We start from the raw sequence: 15,549 nt of genomic DNA on the forward strand, positions 1-15,549 counted from the left end.
AGGCCACGGTTTGCCGGGGGTTCTGTCCCACTTCATGTCTCACAGGGTGAGCAGCATGGCGAACATGCCGAGGCCCATCGTCAGCCTGCAGGCCGTCGTGAGCTCGGGCCGGCCGTCCGTTCCGCCCCCGAATCCTCCCGGGTCCCCGGGGGCGAGGCCCGTGCCGCCGGCCGGGGCCATGACGGTCCCGGGCAGCAGACGGCCGGCGGAACCCAGCACGTAGAACGCGAAGTAGACGAGCAGCGCCCCGGTCAGCAGAGGTATGCCGCCGGCGCCTGCGGCCGCCCGGTGCCCGGCATGCCCGCCCCCGCCGCTCCCCGTGACCGAGGGAGCCATCGCCAGGGCCATGTAGACCATGGCCAGCGAGCCGACGAGATGGTGCAGATGGTGGCCGCCGCGCAGGGCGGGCCGCAGCGCTCGCAGCGCGGCCGCGCCGAACAGCACCGCGTACACCACCCAGGCCCGGTCCGGGGGCGACAGCACGGCCGCCGGAACGGCCATCACCGCCATGCCGAAACCCATGAGCGCCTCCGCGCGTGCGGTCCGGCGCTCCTGCGGTGTCCCCGTGCGGGTGCGCAGCAGGCAGTAGCCGCCGCTCACCGCGCACAACGCCACCAGCAGCCAGCCGGTCAGGGCCCCTCCGTGCACGGCGCGTCTCCCCCCGGTCGTACGTACGGCACTGTTGCGGGTCGTCCCATCGATGCCCGGGCGGCCGCCGCCGAATCCAGCGCACGGGGGTGTGAAGGAGGTGCGCCGGGGGCGCGCCGGGTCGCGTTACTCTCGACCGCACGTGCGGCGGCGGAGACCGTGACCGTACGTACGGCCGCAGGGAAACGTGTACCGCAGCACAGGAACGCGTTCGGCAGCACAAGAATGCGTTCGGCAGCAGGGAAACGCCTACCGCGGCACAAGAACGCGTACGGCAAGCAGAGAAACGGAGCACCCCACCATGGACACCGCCACGCCCCCCGACGCGGCCCGGCTGACCTTCCGCGACGCGACCGAGGACGACGTACCGGCGCTGGTGGCCCTCATCGAGTCCGCCTACCGCGGTGACTCCAGCCGCGCCGGCTGGACCACGGAGGCCGACCTCCTCCAGGGCCGACGGACCGATGAACAGGGGGTGCGCGAGGTTCTCGACGCTCCGGCAGGCCGGCTCCTCGCGGTCGAGCGCGGCGGCGAACTCGTCGCCTGCTGCCAACTCGAACACCGGGGCGAAGCCGCCTACTTCGGCATGTTCGCGGTGCGGCCGGGACTTCAGGGCGGCGGACTCGGCAAGCTGGTCATCGCCGAGGCGGAGCGCGCGGCCAGGGAGAGTTGGGGCGTCGGCGAAATGCACATGACGGTGATCTCGGTGCGCGAGGACCTGATCGCCTGGTACGAGCGCCGGGGCTACCGCCGTACGGGAGAGCTCACCCCGTTCCCGTACGGCGAGGAGCGCTTCGGGATCCCGCTCCGCGACGACCTGGTCTTTGAACTGCTCGTCAAGACCCTTGAGGAGAACGACGCGGGGGCGGGCGCCTGAGCATGCCCGCCCTCAGGCGGTGAAGCGTCCGGAGCGGCGGATCTCGGGGAAGTCGGTCGTCGCGCCGTCCAGGCCCAGCGCCCGCGCGAGACGCAGGTGGTCCTGGGTGTTCACCACCCAGCCGATCACCTTGACACCCTCCAAGTGCGCCTGCTCCACGACTTCCAGGGTGAGGCGGCGGATGTTCAGCGCGAGTGTCGCCGCGCCCGCCGCCTTCGCCCGGTCCACCACGTCCGCGCCCCAGCGGCTGGCGATCAGGACCGTGCGCACGCCAGGTACCAGCCGCGCGATCTCGGTGACGGCCTCGTCGTGGAACGAGGACACCTCCACCCGGCCGGCGAGATCACGCTCCCGCATCACGTCCGCGAGCGCGCGGGCCGCCGCCACGTCCTTGATCTCCGCCTGGAGCGGGGAGGAGACGGCCTCCAGCACCTCCTCGAAGACGGGGATCCGCTCGCCCTGACCGGCGTCGAGCTCGCGCAGCTCCGCCAGGGTCCTGGCCGCGATCGGTCCGGTCGCGTCCGTGGTGCGGTCCAGGTCCACGTCGTGCATCACGACGAGTGCGCCGTCCTTGCTGAGATGGAGATCCAGCTCGATGGCGTCCATTCCGGAGGCCTCGGCGCGGACGAAGGAGCGCAGGGTGTTCTCGGGCTCGACGCCCATCACTCCGCGATGACCCAGGGTGATAAATGACAAGGCGACCTCGTTTCCGTCGGCGGCGGTCCGTCGACTGCTCCTGCCCGCGCGGAGGTACGGCAATACGGCACTGGGGAGGGTAGCGGCCGCGGCCCGCGATGTCCCCCGCCGTGCGGGCCCGGTCGCCCGCGCCGGGGAGTCGACGGGTGAACTATGCGTCTACCCGCGATGCGACAGGAAAAACAGCGGTGACCATGGGGGGTGTGCAGGATGATTTACAGGCCCCCACTTGTCGGGAGGAACGTCGCACGGATACGCTGACTACACGCGAGGTTCTCCCGTGAAGGAAGTGTTATGACGGAAATTCTTGTGCACGACGCCACCGAAGGCGCGATACTTACGGCCCAGCGAGTGGTCGAGCACCCGGCCTGGCCCGTGCTCAAGGATGCCGTCGAGGAGATCCGCCCCTGGCAGTCCAAGGACGGATCCATCGATTTCGAGGTCGAGGGCGCACCGTCCCCGGCCGTCGTCGAGCGGGTCCTCGACCGGGTGACAGGAGCGGTCGAGGAGCTCTCCCCGCTCCTCCCGCACGACGCCGCCTATCACCGTGCGCTCGTCACCGACCTGCGCCGCTGGGCCGCCGACGGCTTCCGCGTCCCCGACTTCCTGGACTCGCTGCTGGCCTTCCAGCCCGCGAAGGACCGGACCGACGGTCTCCAGCACCTCGTCGTCTTCGCGATGTACACGCAGAACGGCAACCCCGACCGCAACCTCGAAGCGGTCGTGCTGAAGATGGTCTGGCCCGACTGGCTCGCCGACCTGGAGGCGAACCGCTACGACAACCCGCTCTTCTGCGGCATCACCTTCGAGGACTTCACCGCCGGCTACGACACCCACTCCGCGGTGCTCTTCCCGGAGACCATCGCCGTGCGCGAGGCCCCCGAGCGCTTCAGCTGGGGCGGCATCTTCTGCGACCGGGAGGCCGCCCGCTTCCGCCGCGTCACCGAGGCCTCCGTCGACCTGCTCGGCCTGGAGCTGCCCGACGACATTCGCGAGATGATCGGCGACCAGCAGCGCTGCGAGCAGGCGTTCGTCCTGTGGGACATGGTCCACGACCGCACCCACAGCCACGGTGACCTGCCGTTCGACCCGTTCATGATCAAGCAGCGCCAGCCGTTCTGGATGTACGGCCTGGAGGAGCTGCGCTGCGACCTCACCGCCTTCAAGGAGGCCGTGAAACTGGAGTCGGAGGGCAACGCCCACGGCCGTGACGTGCAGTACGCGGTGCTCTTCGACCGGCTGTTCCGCTTCCCGGTCTCCGGCGAGCGCGTCCGCAACTACGACGGCCTCGGCGGCCAGCTGCTCTTCGCGTACCTCCACAAGCACGACGTCGTCCGCTGGACCGACAACACTCTGAAAATCGACTGGGACCGCGCCCCGGAGGTCACCAACCAGCTCTGCGGCGAGATCGAGCAGCTCTACCGCGACGGCATCGACCGCCCCAAGCTGGTCCACTGGTTCGCCGCGTACGACCTCGTGTCCAGCTACCTCGCCCCGCACCCGGGATCCCGCTGGGCCAAGGGCCCCGACGCCTTGGACCTCACACTTCCTCCTCGCAGGCTCGTTGACGACGTGCTTCCGGACGAGTTTCCCCTGAGCATGTTCTATGAGGCGCTCGCCAAGAAGCTGAAGCACGTGATTGCCTCTGCCAAGGGAATCACCGCGGCGAACGACGAGCGGGCAGCCGCGTGAACCATTTTCCCGAGGAGGCGGTGGCCATGAACGCAAACGGCACGGGCGAGGGGACCGGTGTGCTCGAAGGGGCTGTGGTCGCGGTCGCCGGAGCGGCCGGCCCCGCCGGGCGGGCGACGCTGCTGCGGCTCGCCGAAGCCGGCGCGACGGTCGTCGGGTGCGACGCCCACCCCGAACGGCTCGCCGAGGCGGTGGACGCCGCCCGGTACGCCCACGGGGGCGCGACGGTCACCGGCGAGACCGTCGATCTGCTCGACCTCGACGCCACCCGGGACTGGGCCAACCGCACCGAGGCGGAGTTCGGCCGCATCGACGGCCTGGTCCACCTGGTCGGCGGCTGGCGCGGCAGCCCGTCGTTCCAGGAGACCGTGCTGTCCGACTGGGATGCCCTGGAGAAGCTGCTCATCCGCACCGTCCAGTCGACCTCGCTGGCCTTCCAGGAGGCCCTTGAGCGCAGCGACCGGGGCCGTTATCTCCTGATCAGCGCCGCGGGAGCCGGCAAGCCCACCGCGGGCAACGCCGCCTACTCCTCCGCCAAGGCCGCCGCCGAGGCGTGGACCCTCGCGCTCGGCGATGCCTTCCGCAAGGCGGGGGGCGAGGACGGGCCCGCGGCGGCTGCTGCGATCCTGGTGGTCAAGGCACTGGTGAACGACGCCATGCGCGCCGAGCGCCCGAATGCGAAGTTCGCGGGCTTCACCGACGTCACGGAGCTGGCCGAGGCCATCGCCGGCGTCTGGGACAGGCCCACCCCCGATGTGAACGGAAAGCGCCTGTGGCTGACCCCGCAAACGTGAGGACCGACGCGCGACGTCACCACGACCCGCAGGTACGCGGCTTCGCCAGTGACAACTACGCCGGCGCGCACCCGGAGGTCCTCGCGGCCATCGCCCTCGCCAACGGCGGCCACCAGGTCGCCTACGGCGAGGACGACTACACCGGCCACCTCCAGCGTGTGATGCACAGCCACTTCGGCTCCTCCGCCGAGGCCTTCCCGGTCTTCAACGGCACGGGCGCCAACGTGGTCGCCCTCCAGGCGCTCACCGACCGCTGGGGCGCCGTCATCTGCGCGGAGTCCGCGCACATCAACGTGGACGAGGGCGGCGCGCCCGAGCGGATGGGCGGGCTGAAGCTCCTCACCGTGCCCACCCCGGACGGCAAGCTCACCCCGGAGCTCATCGACCGGCAGGCGTACGGCTGGGACGACGAGCACCGGGCCATGCCGCAGGTCGTCTCGATCACCCAGAACACCGAGCTGGGCACCGTCTACACCCCCGACGAGATCCGCGCCATCTGCGACCACGCCCACGAGCGCGGCATGAAGGTGCACCTCGACGGGGCCCGGATAGCCAACGCCGCCGCCTCGCTGGACGTGCCGATGCGGACGTTCACCAACACGGTCGGCGTCGATGTGCTGTCCTTCGGCGGCACGAAGAACGGCGCGCTCTTCGGCGAGGCCGTCGTCGTGCTGAATCCGGACGCGGTCCGGGCGATGAAGCACCTGCGCAAGCTCTCCATGCAGCTCGCCTCCAAGATGCGCTTCGTCTCCGTCCAGCTGGAGGCGCTGCTCACCAGGGATCTGTGGCTGCGCAACGCCCGGCACGCCAACGCCATGGCCCAGCGGCTCGCCGAGGGCGTCCGGGCGATCGACGGGGTGGAGATCCTCTACCCGGTCCAGGCCAACGCCGTGTTCGCCCGGCTGCCGCACGCGGTCGGCGAGCGGCTCCAGCAGCGTTTCCGGTTCTATTTCTGGGACGAGGCGGCCGGGGACGTCCGCTGGATGTGCGCGTTCGACACGAGCGAGGACGACGTCGACGCCTTCCTCCAGGCGCTCAAGGAAGAAATGGTGCGATAGCGCGTATCCTGCATGATTATGCGGTCGACCGGAAAGTGATGGACTTCCGGTCGGCCGCTTCGTACGCTCTCCGGTCATGGAGCTGACGCAGCAGTCCCCTGATATCGGCGCGTACCTGGCCGCCGACGAGGTCATCGACCACGAGCATCCCCGGGTGAGAGAGGTGGCGACCCGCCTCGCGCTCGACGCCGACACCGCATACGCATACGCGCGGGCCGCCTTCGAGTTCGTCCGCGACGACATTCCGCACTCCGTCGACTCGGGGGATCTGCGCGTCACGTGGCGCGCCTCCGACGTGCTCGCCACCCGTACCGGCATCTGCTACGCCAAGTCGATCGCGCTCGCGGCGCTGCTGCGGGCCGGCGGCATTCCGGCCGGCCTCTGCTATCAACGCCTGGCGGGCCAGGACGGCGCGGCCCCTGTGATCCACGGCCTGGTCGCGTTGCGGCTCCCCGAGGCCGGGGGCTGGGTGCGGGTGGATCCGCGGGGCAACAAGCCGGGCGTCGACGCGCAGTTCTCGCTGGAGGAGGAGCGGCTTGCCTGGGCTGCGCGCGAAGAGTTCAATGAGATCGACTATCCAGTAGTCTATGTTGCACCATCCGGGGTGATCCTCCGGGCGCTGGAAGGTGCGCGGGACCTCTCGGAACTGCTGCGGAACCTTCCCACGGGCCTCTGAACGCGGCCCGGACCACCGCGCCCCGAGCCACCGAACCGGGCAAGGCGGCCCCGAGCCACCGAACCGGGCAAGGCGGCCCCGAGCCACCGAACCGGGCAAGGCAGTAAGGCAGACGATGACTCTCACACTCACCGTGTCCGACGAGGTGCGCGCCGTCGCACCGGGTTTCACCCATCTCGCCGTCGAGGCGCACGGCCTGGTCAACGGCCCCAGCGACGCCCGTAGCGCCGCCCTGCTGGACGACGCCACCCGCAGGCTCGCCGAGCGCCTGGAGGGTCGCGCCCCGCACGAGGACCCGCGCATCGCCGCCTGGCGCGAGGTCTACACGGCGTTCGGGGCCAAGCCCTCCCGCACCCGCAACTCGGCCGAGGCGCTCGCCCGGCGCGCCCTCGCCGACGGCGGCCTGCCCCGCATCAACCTGCTGGTCGACGCCTACAACGCGATCAGCGTCGCCCACCTCGTCCCGGTCGGCGGCGAGGACACCGACCACATCAAGGGCGGGATGCGGCTGATCCGGGCGACGGGCGACGAGCCGTTCCCCACTGTCGCCGGCGGCGAGGAGGTGGTGGAGCACCCCGAGCCCGGCGAAGTCGTCTGGTGCGACGACGCGGGCGTCACCTGCCGCCGCTGGAACTGGCGCCAGGGTGTGCGCACCCGGCTCACCGAGGAGTCGGTCAACGCCGTCTTCCTGCTGGAGGGCCTCGCACCCCTGGCGAACGGCGGACTGGACGCCGCGGGCGCCGAACTCGCCGCGATCCTGGAGCGGCTGAGCCCCGGGGTGCGGATCACCGTCCACGGACCGCGGTGAAATGACGACGCCGCGGTCGTCGTGGGGCGATCGTCAGCCGAGCTCGCGCACCTCGGCGGGCGTCGGGGCCGTACCGCCGAGATGGGCCGGTACCCACCAGGTGTCGCTCGCGTCCTTCGGGCGCACCGGGTAGGCCCGCTGCGCCGCCTCCAGCAGCTCCTGAACCCGCTCCCGCAGCCGCCGGGTGATGGCACCGGCGTACTGGTCGGAGGGCGCCTCCATGGGCTCGCCGACGCGGATGGTGATCGGGATGTGGCTGCGCTGGAAGTTGCGCGGCCGCCCCTTCGTCCAGATCCGCTGCGTGCCCCAGAGCGCCATCGGGATCAGCGGGACCCCGGCCTCCTGGGCGAGGCGCGCGGCACCCGACTTGAAGCTCTTCAGGGTGAAGGACTGCGAGATCGTGGCCTCGGGGAACACTCCGACGATCTCACCGGAACGCAGCGACCGGAGCGCGTGGGCGTACGCGTCCTCGCCCTGGTCGCGGTCGACCGGGATGTGCTTCATTCCCCGCATCAGCGGACCGGAGATCTTGTGCCGGAAGACCGATTCCTTCGCCATGAACCGCACCAGCCGTTTCTGCGGCAGGGCGCCCAGCCCGGTGAAGATGAAGTCGAGATAACTGATGTGGTTGCTGACCAGCACCGCACCACCGGTCTTCGGGATGTGCTCCGAACCCTGAGTGTCGATCTTCAGGTCGAGCGCCTTGAACAGGGTGCGAGCGGCGCCGACGACCGGTCGATAGACGAGTTCTGCCATCTGGGGAAGACCCTTCTTCAGCGCCTGGGGAGGATTCTCCCGGCGGAAGTTACGCAGCCGTAGGTTTTCGGCATTGTGGCGATGGTGCCCCATGCGGGAGCCGCTGGCCAGTCCCGGCGGATGCGGGGCGCGAGATTCTCGTCACGTGCGTGTGCCCCGGGAGCTGCGGGAATGTCCGGGCGGCGGCCGGTGCTGACCCTTGACGAAGAGCTCTGACACAGGAGGAACCAGGTGGATCGCCGGACACACGGACAGCGGCTCGACGCATCCCAACTCGGCGCGGAACTAGGGAAACGCGCGACGCTCGTCCAGTTCTCCAGCGCCTTCTGCCAGCCCTGCCGGGCGACCCGCCGCACCCTCGGCGAGGTAGCCGGGATGGTCGACGGGATCGCCCACATCGAGGTCGACGCGGAGGCCCATCTCGCGCTGGTGCGGCAGCTGGGCATCACGAAGACGCCTACCGTCCTGGTGCTCGACGCCGAGGGCGAGGTGGTCCGCCGGGCAACCGGCCGGCCCCGTACCGTCGACGTCGTCGCGGCGCTGGGGCAGGCCATATGACGGACCGTGACGCATCTCCCACATCCCGGAACGCCCTTGACTGCGCCCGCTCCGCATCGTCAGTCTGACGTTATGCTGCCAGAACTCCTTCTTTACGGCCGGGTCCATGTGGACCTCGCACGCAATGCGAGTGCGCGCTGTCCGGGTGTCTGAGCACCCACGGACCCGTACGCCACTTCCGCAGAAGGACACGTCCATGACGGCAACGCCCGATCTCGCCCCTGCCCTGACGGTCGCCACCCCCGAACTTTTCCGCTCGGTCTTCCGCCGCCATGCCGCGGGTGTGGCCGTGATCACCGCCGCGGGGGAGCACCCGGTCGGCTTCACCGCCACCTCGCTGACCTCCGTCGCCGCCGAACCCCCGCTGATCTCCTTCGGTATCGGTACGTCTTCCTCCAGTTGGCCCGTGGTTTCCGAGGCCGATCACATCGGCGTTCACATACTCGGCGAGCACCAGCGGGAACTGGCCGCGACCTTCGCCCGCAGCGGAGCCGACCGGTTCGGCCCGTCGACCGAGTGGAGCAGCGGCCTCGAGGGGGTTCCGCTGCTCGCCGACGTGTCCGCCTGGCTCGTCTGCCGCGTCGTGACCCGCGTCCCGGCCGGGGATCACCGCATCGTCATCGCCGAGGCCGTGGCGGGCGCGCCCTCAGGGGCGGGCCGCCCGCTGGTCTACCACCAGGGACGGTTCACGTCTCTGCGAGACTGAGGGCGCGCACGCACAGGCCCGCCGCGTTGGCAAGGTCACAGTGCGCAGCGCTTGCCCGGGGGTAAGAGGCTGGGTGTACTGGTGAGTAATATCGGGCTCGGGGCCTCGGCCGTCCTGACCGGGTTCGGCCCGGCAAGGCGCCTATGCTGCGTGCAACAAGGCAGCCCGGAAATAGACGATGCAGTAGGAGAGCCGGCGTGAGCTTGAGGATCGTTGTCTGTGTGAAGTACGTGCCCGACGCGACCGGTGACCGGCGTTTCGCCGATGACCTGACGTTGGATCGTGAGGATGTCGACGGTCTGCTGTCGGAGCTGGACGAGTACGCGGTCGAGCAGGCGTTGCGGATCGCTGACGGGGCGGACGATGCGGAGATCACCGTGGTGACGGTGGGTCCGGAGGATGCCAGGGACGCGTTGCGCAAGGCGTTGTCGATGGGTGCGGACAGGGCGGTTCACGTCGAGGACGACGGTCTGCACGGCAGTGATGTGATGGGGACGTCGCTGGTGCTGGCGAAGGCTGTGGAGAAGACCGGGTATGACCTGGTGATCTGTGGGATGGCTTCCACGGACGGTGTGATGGGTGTGCTGCCGGCGTTGCTGGCCGAGCGTCTCGGTGTTCCCCAGGTGACGCTGCTGTCCGAGGTCGCGGTGGCCGGTGGTGTGGTGACGGGGCGTCGTGACGGTGACACGGCCTCGGAGTTGCTGGAGGCGTCGCTGCCGGCGGTGGTGTCGGTGACCGATCAGTCGGGTGAGGCCCGTTACCCCTCCTTCAAGGGGATCATGGCGGCGAAGAAGAAGCCGGTTCGGTCGCTGGATCTGGATGATCTGGGGCTGGAGGCGGACGAGGTGGGTCTGGCGGGTGCGTGGACGGCGGTCGATTCGGCCACGGAGCGTCCGGCGCGGACGGCGGGCACGATCGTGAAGGACGAGGGTGAGGGCGGCAAGCGGCTCGCCGAGTTCCTCGTGGGCCAGAAGTTCATCTAGGCCCGCACGCCCGGCCTCCCTCCCGCCTTCCTCCCCTTCCTCCCGTTCCTTCCCCTTCTCTCTTCTCTTTCTGGAGTGCGTTGTCATGGCTGAAGTTCTTGTTCTGGTCGATCATGTGGACGGTGCGGTCCGTAAGCCGACGCTGGAGCTGCTGACGCTGGCGCGTCGGATCGGTGACCCGGTCGCGGTGGCGTTGGGTGCGGGTGCGGAGGCGACCGCGTCGGTGCTGGGTGAGCATGGTGCGGTGAGGGTGCTGGCCTCGGAGGCCCCGGAGTTCGGTGAGTATCTTGTGGTGCCGAAGGTCGACGCGCTGCGGGCGGCGTTCGAGGCGGTGTCGCCGGTGGCGGTGCTGGTGGTGTCCTCGGCGGAGGGCAAGGAGGTCGCGGCCCGTCTGGCGCTGCGGGTCGGCTCCGGGGTCATCACGGATGCCACTGATGTGGAGGCGGGTGAGCGGGGTGTGGTGGCGACGCAGGCCGCGTTCGCCGCTTCGTTCACGACGAGGTCCCGGGTTTCCAGGGGTGTTCCGGTGATCACGGTGAAGCCGAACTCGGCGCCGGTCGAGCCGGCCGCGGCCCCGGGTGCGGTCGAGGTCCTCGCGGTGTCGTTCAGCGATGCGGCGAGGGGCACGCGGGTGACCTCGCGGACGGCGCGTGAGTCGACGGGCCGTCCGGAGCTGACCGAGGCCGCGATCGTGGTCTCCGGTGGGCGTGGGGTCAACGGTGCGGAGAACTTCCCGCTGATCGAGGCGCTCGCGGACAGTCTGGGTGCCGCGGTGGGTGCCTCGCGTGCCGCGGTCGACGCGGGCTGGTATCCGCACACCTCCCAGGTCGGGCAGACCGGCAAGTCGGTCTCCCCGCAGCTGTACATCGCTTCGGGTATCTCCGGGGCGATCCAGCACCGGGCGGGGATGCAGACCTCGAAGACGATCGTCGCGATCAACAAGGACGCCGAGGCCCCGATCTTCGAACTCGTCGACTACGGCGTCGTCGGCGACCTCTTCGCCGTCGTGCCCCAGCTCACCGAGGAGATCAACACCCGCAAGGCCTGACCCCCCGCGAACAGACCCGCCCCCGGGCCGCACGGTGAACACCACCGCGCGGCCCGGAGCCGTTCCGGGCGACCATTGACGCAGGTCGAGCGGCCTTATAACTTCACTATACGGATTGTTGATTCCGGGAAGCGGAAACGGTGAGAGCGTGGAGGGTGCGGTCATGGGTCAGCAGGAGAAGGTGGAGACGAGCCTCGCCGGTGCGGTCAGCGAGGAGATCAGCGCCTCCCTCACGGCGGTCGACGCGGAACTCGCCCGCCGCTATCCAGGTGATCCCGGCACCCGCCAGCCCGTGCACACCGTCTATGTACCCGGTGACCTCTTCGAGCCCGGCACCCTGCGCTCCTGGGGCGACCAGGCGCTGGCCGCCCTCGACGAACACGCCCCCGACGCCTCTTCGTTCGCCGCCGTCCTCGGCATCCCCGAGGAACTCGCGGGGCCGGTCTACGAGCGCGTACGGGCCAAGCTGGAGCGCGAGCCCGTCGAGGACCTGCGCATCGACTTCGAGGACGGCTACGGCCCCCGCCCGGACGGCGAGGAGGACGAGGCCGCGGCCCGCGCCGCCCGGCTGGTCTCGAAGGCGTACGCGAACGGCACCGCGGCCCCGTACATGGGCATCCGGATGAAGTGCATGGAGGCAGGCGTCCGTGACCGGTCCATCCGCACCACGGACGTCTTCCTGAGCGGGCTGATGGCGGCCGGTGGCCTGCCCGAAGGGCTCGTGCTGACGCTCCCGAAGGTCACGTACCCCGAGCAGGTCACCGCCTTCGTGCGCCTTCTCGAAGCCTTCGAGAAGGCGCACGGCCTCGACGCCGGACGCATCGGCTTCGAGATCCAGATCGAGACCAGCCAGTCGATCCTCGCCGCCGACGGAACCGCCGCCGTGGCCCGCATGATCGACGCCGCGCGGGGCCGGGCCACCGGACTGCACTACGGCACCTTCGACTACAGCGCCTGCGTCGGGGTAAGCGCCGCCTACCAGGCCGGCGACCACCCGGCCGCGGACCACGCCAAGGCCGTCATGCAGGTCGCCGCCGCGGGCACCGGCGTACGTGTCTCCGACGGCTCGACCAATGTCCTGCCCGTGGGGCGGACCGCCCAGGTGCACGAGGCGTGGCGACTCCACTACGGCCTCACCCGCCGCGCTCTCGCCCGTGCGTACTACCAGGGCTGGGACATGCACCCCGGCCACCTGCCGACGCGCTACGCGGCCGTCTACGCCTTCTACCGGGAGGGCCTGGAACCGGCCGCCGCCCGGCTCGCCGCCTATGTGGCCAAGGCGGGCGGCGATGTCATGGACGAGCCCGCCACCGCCAAGGCCCTCGGTGGCTACCTGCTGCGCGGCATCGACTGCGGCGCACTGGACACCTCCGAGGTGGCCCGGCTGACCGGCCTGAACCGCGCGGACCTGGAGGCCTTCGCCTCTCCGCGCCGGGGCGATCCGACGGTCACGGCTCCGTAGGGGCGTCGGCGGATTCCGCGCCCCGGCGGGACGGTCGGTCCCGCCGGGGCGCTGTGGTGTGCCCGGCCGCCGTAGACGACCCGCCGCGGTTTGCCGCTCCGGCGGCGCATGCCTTCGAGGGGGGCCGGGCCCCGGCCGGTGCTCAGGTGTCCCGGCGTGCGGCCGCCCCGCCACGGGCGCGGTAGGCGCGCATCTTGTGCCGTGCGCCGCACACGTCCATATCGCACCAGAGGCCGTTCGACGACGGCGCCCGGTCGTAGAAGACCCAGCGGCACTCCGGGGCCGCGCAGGCCTTGAGGCGGGTGGCGTGACGCCCGGTCAGGCCGTGGACCAAGAGGGCTTCGAGTACCTGGCGTACCACCTCCGCCACCGCCCCGCCGGAGGCCGGCCGCAGGGTGAGCGTCCCGTCCGGGCGCACGGCCGGAGCGCCCGCGACCTCGGTGATGAGCCGGTTGAGAGCGCCGACCGCCTCCGGCGAGGCCCGCTCGACCAGGAAGGCTCGCACGATCTCCCGCGCCTCCGCGAGCGCCGCGAGCTCCCCGGGATCGGCCGGCGAGGGGAAACCGCGCGTGCCGAGCCACCGGGCCGCCGTCTCGGGCCGGGCGAGGTCGTCCTCGCCGTGGAGATGGGTGGCCGTGTTGCAGAAGTCCTCGACCAGTTCGAGCTCCGCGGGCGCAGGGTTCCGTCGCATGATCGCCACTCTATCAAGGTTACCGACAAATGGCCTTAGCTGGTAACGTCGATGGTCCGGCGGGATTCCGCCCCTCCCAACCGCACATTCAGGAGGCATGACATGAACGGGAAGCTGACCAGAACGTTCGAGACTCCGGACGGGGAAGTTCGCTGGGACGCGCTGGGGGAGGGGGAGCCGGTGGTCCTGCTGCACGGCACCCCGTTCTCCTCGCTCATCTGGCGCGACATCGCCCCGGCGCTCGCCCGCGACCGCCGTGTCTACCTCTGGGACCTGCTCGGGTTCGGACAGTCGGAGCAGCGCGACGGGCAGGACGTCGGCCCGGCGGCGCAGGCGAAGGTCTTCACCCGGCTCCTGGAGCACTGGGGGCTGGAGCGCCCGCGCGTGATCGCCCACGACATCGGCGGGGCCGTGGCCCTGCGGACCCTGCTCCTGGACGGGGCACAGTACGCGGACCTCACCCTGGTGGACGCGGTGGCCTGCGGGGAGTGGGGCACCGGGCTCTTCCGGCTCATCAGGGAGAACGCGCACCTCTTCGAGCAACTCCCCGGCTACGCCCACGAGGCGCTGGTCGAGAGTCATCTGCGCCACGCGACGCACACCGGCTACCGGCCGGACGTCCTGTCCGCCCATGTCGATCCGTGGCGCGGCGAGCGCGGCCGGGCCGCGTACTACCGCCAGTACCGGCACGCCGAACAGGCCGCGACCGACGAGTTCCAGCACCTGCTGGGGGACGTCCCGGTACCGACCCGGATCATCTGGGGGCGTGAGGACCGGTTCCTGCCGGCGCCCTTCGCCGATCAGTTGCACGCGCTGATCCCGCACTCCGAACTGCACTGGATCGAGGGCGCGGGCCACACGGTGCAGGAGGACGCCCCCGCGCAACTGCTGGCCCTGCTCACCCGGGACTTCCGGCAGGCCGGGGCCTGACCGCACCCGACGGGGCGCCCCCGAGGGGGAGTTGCCCGGCGTACGGTCCACACACCCTCGTGACGTGGCCCGGCACCCGCGTACGGGCCGCGCCCGACAGGCCTCAGGCGGGGGGCAGTTCGCCCGAACCGCGGGGGATCAGGGTCGTCGGCAGCTCCACCCGCGCCGTGGCGTGGTCCGCCCCGTCCAGGCGGCGGAAGAGGTGCTCGGCGGCGGTCCTGCCGACCGCCGCCGCGTCCTGCGAGATCACGGTGATGCCGAGCAGGTCGGCCAACTCGATGTCGTCGAACCCGACCAGCGCCACCGGCCGCTCCCGTTCCGCGATCACCCGGACCGCCGTCACCGTCACCCGGTTGTTGCCCGCGAACAGGGCGGTGACCGGCTCGGGCTCCGCGAGCATCTCCTCGGCGGCCGCCCGCACCCGCTCCGGCTCGGTGGAGCCGAGGGAGACCCAGCCGTCCTCGATGGTGATGCCCGCGTCCCGCATGGCGACGTGATAGCCGCGCAGTCGCTCGGTGGCCGTGTGGATGCGCGGCTGGTCGCCGATGAACCCGATCCTGCGGTGGCCGTGCGCGATGAGGTGCGCCACACCCTCCCTGGCCCCGCCGAAGCTGTCCGAGAGCACCATGTCGACGTCCACGTGGCCTGCCGGGCGGTCCACGAAGACCGTGGCGATGCCCGCCTTGATCTCCGGCTCCAGATAGCGGTGGTCGTCGCCCGCCGGGATCACGATCAGACCGTCCACGCGGCGGGCGCACAGCGCCAGCACCAACTCCTGCTCCCGCTCCGGGTCCTCGGCGCTGGAACCGTTGATCAGCAGCGCGCCGTGCGCGCGGGCGACCTCCTCCACCGCACGGCTCAGCGGACCGTAGAACGGGTCCGCCAGATCCTCCAGGACCAGTCCGATGGATGACGTACGGCCCTTGCGCAGCACACGGGCGCTGTCGTTGCGGCGGAAGCCGAGCGCTTCGATCGCCTCCTGCACGCGGCGCTCCGTGTCCGGTGTGACGCCGGGCTCGCTGTTCACCACCCGGGAGACCGTCTTCAGGCCGACTCCGGCGCGGGCCGCCACGTCCTTCATGGTCGGCCGGTTGCCGTAGCGGGTCTCGGAATGACGGGCGGTCCGGTCCACGTGCGCTGTCCTGTCGTCGGATTACGGGCGGGGC

General features: G+C 70.8%; 17 protein-coding genes. 12 read left to right on the forward strand and 5 right to left on the reverse strand.

Going from position 1 to position 15,549, the window contains the following annotated elements:
* Positions 1-39: 39 nt before the first annotated feature.
* A complete protein-coding gene (locus ACZ60Q_RS23825) occupies positions 40-648 on the reverse strand; it encodes a DUF5134 domain-containing protein (RefSeq protein WP_469638076.1) in 609 nt (202 codons plus the stop codon).
* 301 nt (positions 649-949) lie between these two features.
* Between ACZ60Q_RS23825 and ACZ60Q_RS23830 the strand changes: the two genes are divergently transcribed.
* The gene (locus tag ACZ60Q_RS23830) at positions 950-1,525 is read left to right on the forward strand and encodes a GNAT family N-acetyltransferase (RefSeq protein ID WP_469638079.1); all 576 of its coding nucleotides are present in this window, start codon (positions 950-952) and stop codon (positions 1,523-1,525) included.
* 12 nt (positions 1,526-1,537) lie between these two features.
* Here the strand turns inward: ACZ60Q_RS23830 and ACZ60Q_RS23835 are convergent, their stop codons facing one another.
* Positions 1,538-2,188, reverse strand: a complete 651-nt coding sequence (locus ACZ60Q_RS23835) for a glycerophosphodiester phosphodiesterase (protein ID WP_469638325.1) — start codon at positions 2,186-2,188, stop codon at positions 1,538-1,540.
* A gap of 327 nt (positions 2,189-2,515) precedes the next feature.
* Here ACZ60Q_RS23835 and ACZ60Q_RS23840 point away from each other — a divergent pair, with 327 nt between their 5' ends.
* From ACZ60Q_RS23840 to ACZ60Q_RS23860, 5 genes are all read left to right on the forward strand, one after another.
* Entirely contained in the window at positions 2,516-3,913 is a 1,398-nt protein-coding gene (locus tag ACZ60Q_RS23840) for a DUF6421 family protein (RefSeq protein ID WP_469638082.1), read from the forward strand.
* Between the two features lie 26 nt (positions 3,914-3,939).
* Positions 3,940-4,707, forward strand: a complete 768-nt coding sequence (locus ACZ60Q_RS23845; RefSeq protein ID WP_469638085.1) for an SDR family NAD(P)-dependent oxidoreductase — start codon at positions 3,940-3,942, stop codon at positions 4,705-4,707.
* Positions 4,704-5,765 carry a threonine aldolase family protein gene (locus tag ACZ60Q_RS23850; protein ID WP_469638328.1) on the forward strand — a complete coding sequence of 354 codons (1,062 nt, stop codon included), beginning with the start codon at positions 4,704-4,706 and terminating at the stop codon, positions 5,763-5,765. Before ACZ60Q_RS23845 ends, ACZ60Q_RS23850 begins: the two co-directional genes overlap by 4 nt.
* Before the next feature lie 76 nt (positions 5,766-5,841).
* Positions 5,842-6,441, forward strand: a complete 600-nt coding sequence (locus ACZ60Q_RS23855; RefSeq protein WP_469638088.1) for a transglutaminase-like domain-containing protein — start codon at positions 5,842-5,844, stop codon at positions 6,439-6,441.
* 115 nt (positions 6,442-6,556) lie between these two features.
* Positions 6,557-7,249: a B3/B4 domain-containing protein gene (locus ACZ60Q_RS23860; RefSeq protein ID WP_469638091.1), complete on the forward strand. Its 693-nt coding sequence runs from the start codon at positions 6,557-6,559 to the stop codon at positions 7,247-7,249.
* 33 nt (positions 7,250-7,282) lie between these two features.
* On the opposite strand, the gene ACZ60Q_RS23865 is transcribed toward ACZ60Q_RS23860, so the two are convergent.
* A complete protein-coding gene (locus tag ACZ60Q_RS23865) occupies positions 7,283-8,005 on the reverse strand; it encodes a lysophospholipid acyltransferase family protein (protein ID WP_469638094.1) in 723 nt (240 codons plus the stop codon).
* Between the two features lie 231 nt (positions 8,006-8,236).
* Here ACZ60Q_RS23865 and ACZ60Q_RS23870 point away from each other — a divergent pair, with 231 nt between their 5' ends.
* From ACZ60Q_RS23870 to ACZ60Q_RS23890, 5 genes are all read left to right on the forward strand, one after another.
* Positions 8,237-8,563: a TlpA family protein disulfide reductase gene (locus tag ACZ60Q_RS23870; protein WP_469638096.1), complete on the forward strand. Its 327-nt coding sequence runs from the start codon at positions 8,237-8,239 to the stop codon at positions 8,561-8,563.
* 196 nt (positions 8,564-8,759) lie between these two features.
* The gene (locus ACZ60Q_RS23875; RefSeq protein ID WP_469638098.1) at positions 8,760-9,269 is read left to right on the forward strand and encodes a flavin reductase family protein; all 510 of its coding nucleotides are present in this window, start codon (positions 8,760-8,762) and stop codon (positions 9,267-9,269) included.
* Between the two features lie 197 nt (positions 9,270-9,466).
* A complete protein-coding gene (locus tag ACZ60Q_RS23880) occupies positions 9,467-10,252 on the forward strand; it encodes an electron transfer flavoprotein subunit beta/FixA family protein (RefSeq protein WP_469638100.1) in 786 nt (261 codons plus the stop codon).
* A gap of 85 nt (positions 10,253-10,337) precedes the next feature.
* The gene (locus ACZ60Q_RS23885; RefSeq protein WP_469638102.1) at positions 10,338-11,300 is read left to right on the forward strand and encodes an electron transfer flavoprotein subunit alpha/FixB family protein; all 963 of its coding nucleotides are present in this window, start codon (positions 10,338-10,340) and stop codon (positions 11,298-11,300) included.
* Positions 11,301-11,463: 163 nt separating this feature from the next.
* Complete coding sequence (locus tag ACZ60Q_RS23890; RefSeq protein WP_469638105.1) at positions 11,464-12,762, forward strand: DUF6986 family protein; 1,299 nt, start codon at positions 11,464-11,466, stop codon at positions 12,760-12,762.
* A gap of 142 nt (positions 12,763-12,904) precedes the next feature.
* Here ACZ60Q_RS23890 and ACZ60Q_RS23895 read toward each other — a convergent pair whose 3' ends face one another.
* Positions 12,905-13,453: a CGNR zinc finger domain-containing protein gene (locus ACZ60Q_RS23895; protein ID WP_469638108.1), complete on the reverse strand. Its 549-nt coding sequence runs from the start codon at positions 13,451-13,453 to the stop codon at positions 12,905-12,907.
* Between the two features lie 102 nt (positions 13,454-13,555).
* On the opposite strand from ACZ60Q_RS23895, the gene ACZ60Q_RS23900 reads away from it, so the two are divergent.
* Positions 13,556-14,383 carry an alpha/beta fold hydrolase gene (locus ACZ60Q_RS23900; RefSeq protein ID WP_469638111.1) on the forward strand — a complete coding sequence of 276 codons (828 nt, stop codon included), beginning with the start codon at positions 13,556-13,558 and terminating at the stop codon, positions 14,381-14,383.
* 103 nt (positions 14,384-14,486) lie between these two features.
* Here the strand turns inward: ACZ60Q_RS23900 and ACZ60Q_RS23905 are convergent, their stop codons facing one another.
* Positions 14,487-15,515 carry a LacI family DNA-binding transcriptional regulator gene (locus ACZ60Q_RS23905; RefSeq protein WP_469638113.1) on the reverse strand — a complete coding sequence of 343 codons (1,029 nt, stop codon included), beginning with the start codon at positions 15,513-15,515 and terminating at the stop codon, positions 14,487-14,489.
* Positions 15,516-15,549: the final 34 nt, after the last annotated feature.

Source organism: Streptomyces sp. NPDC104313 (assembly GCF_055583985.1).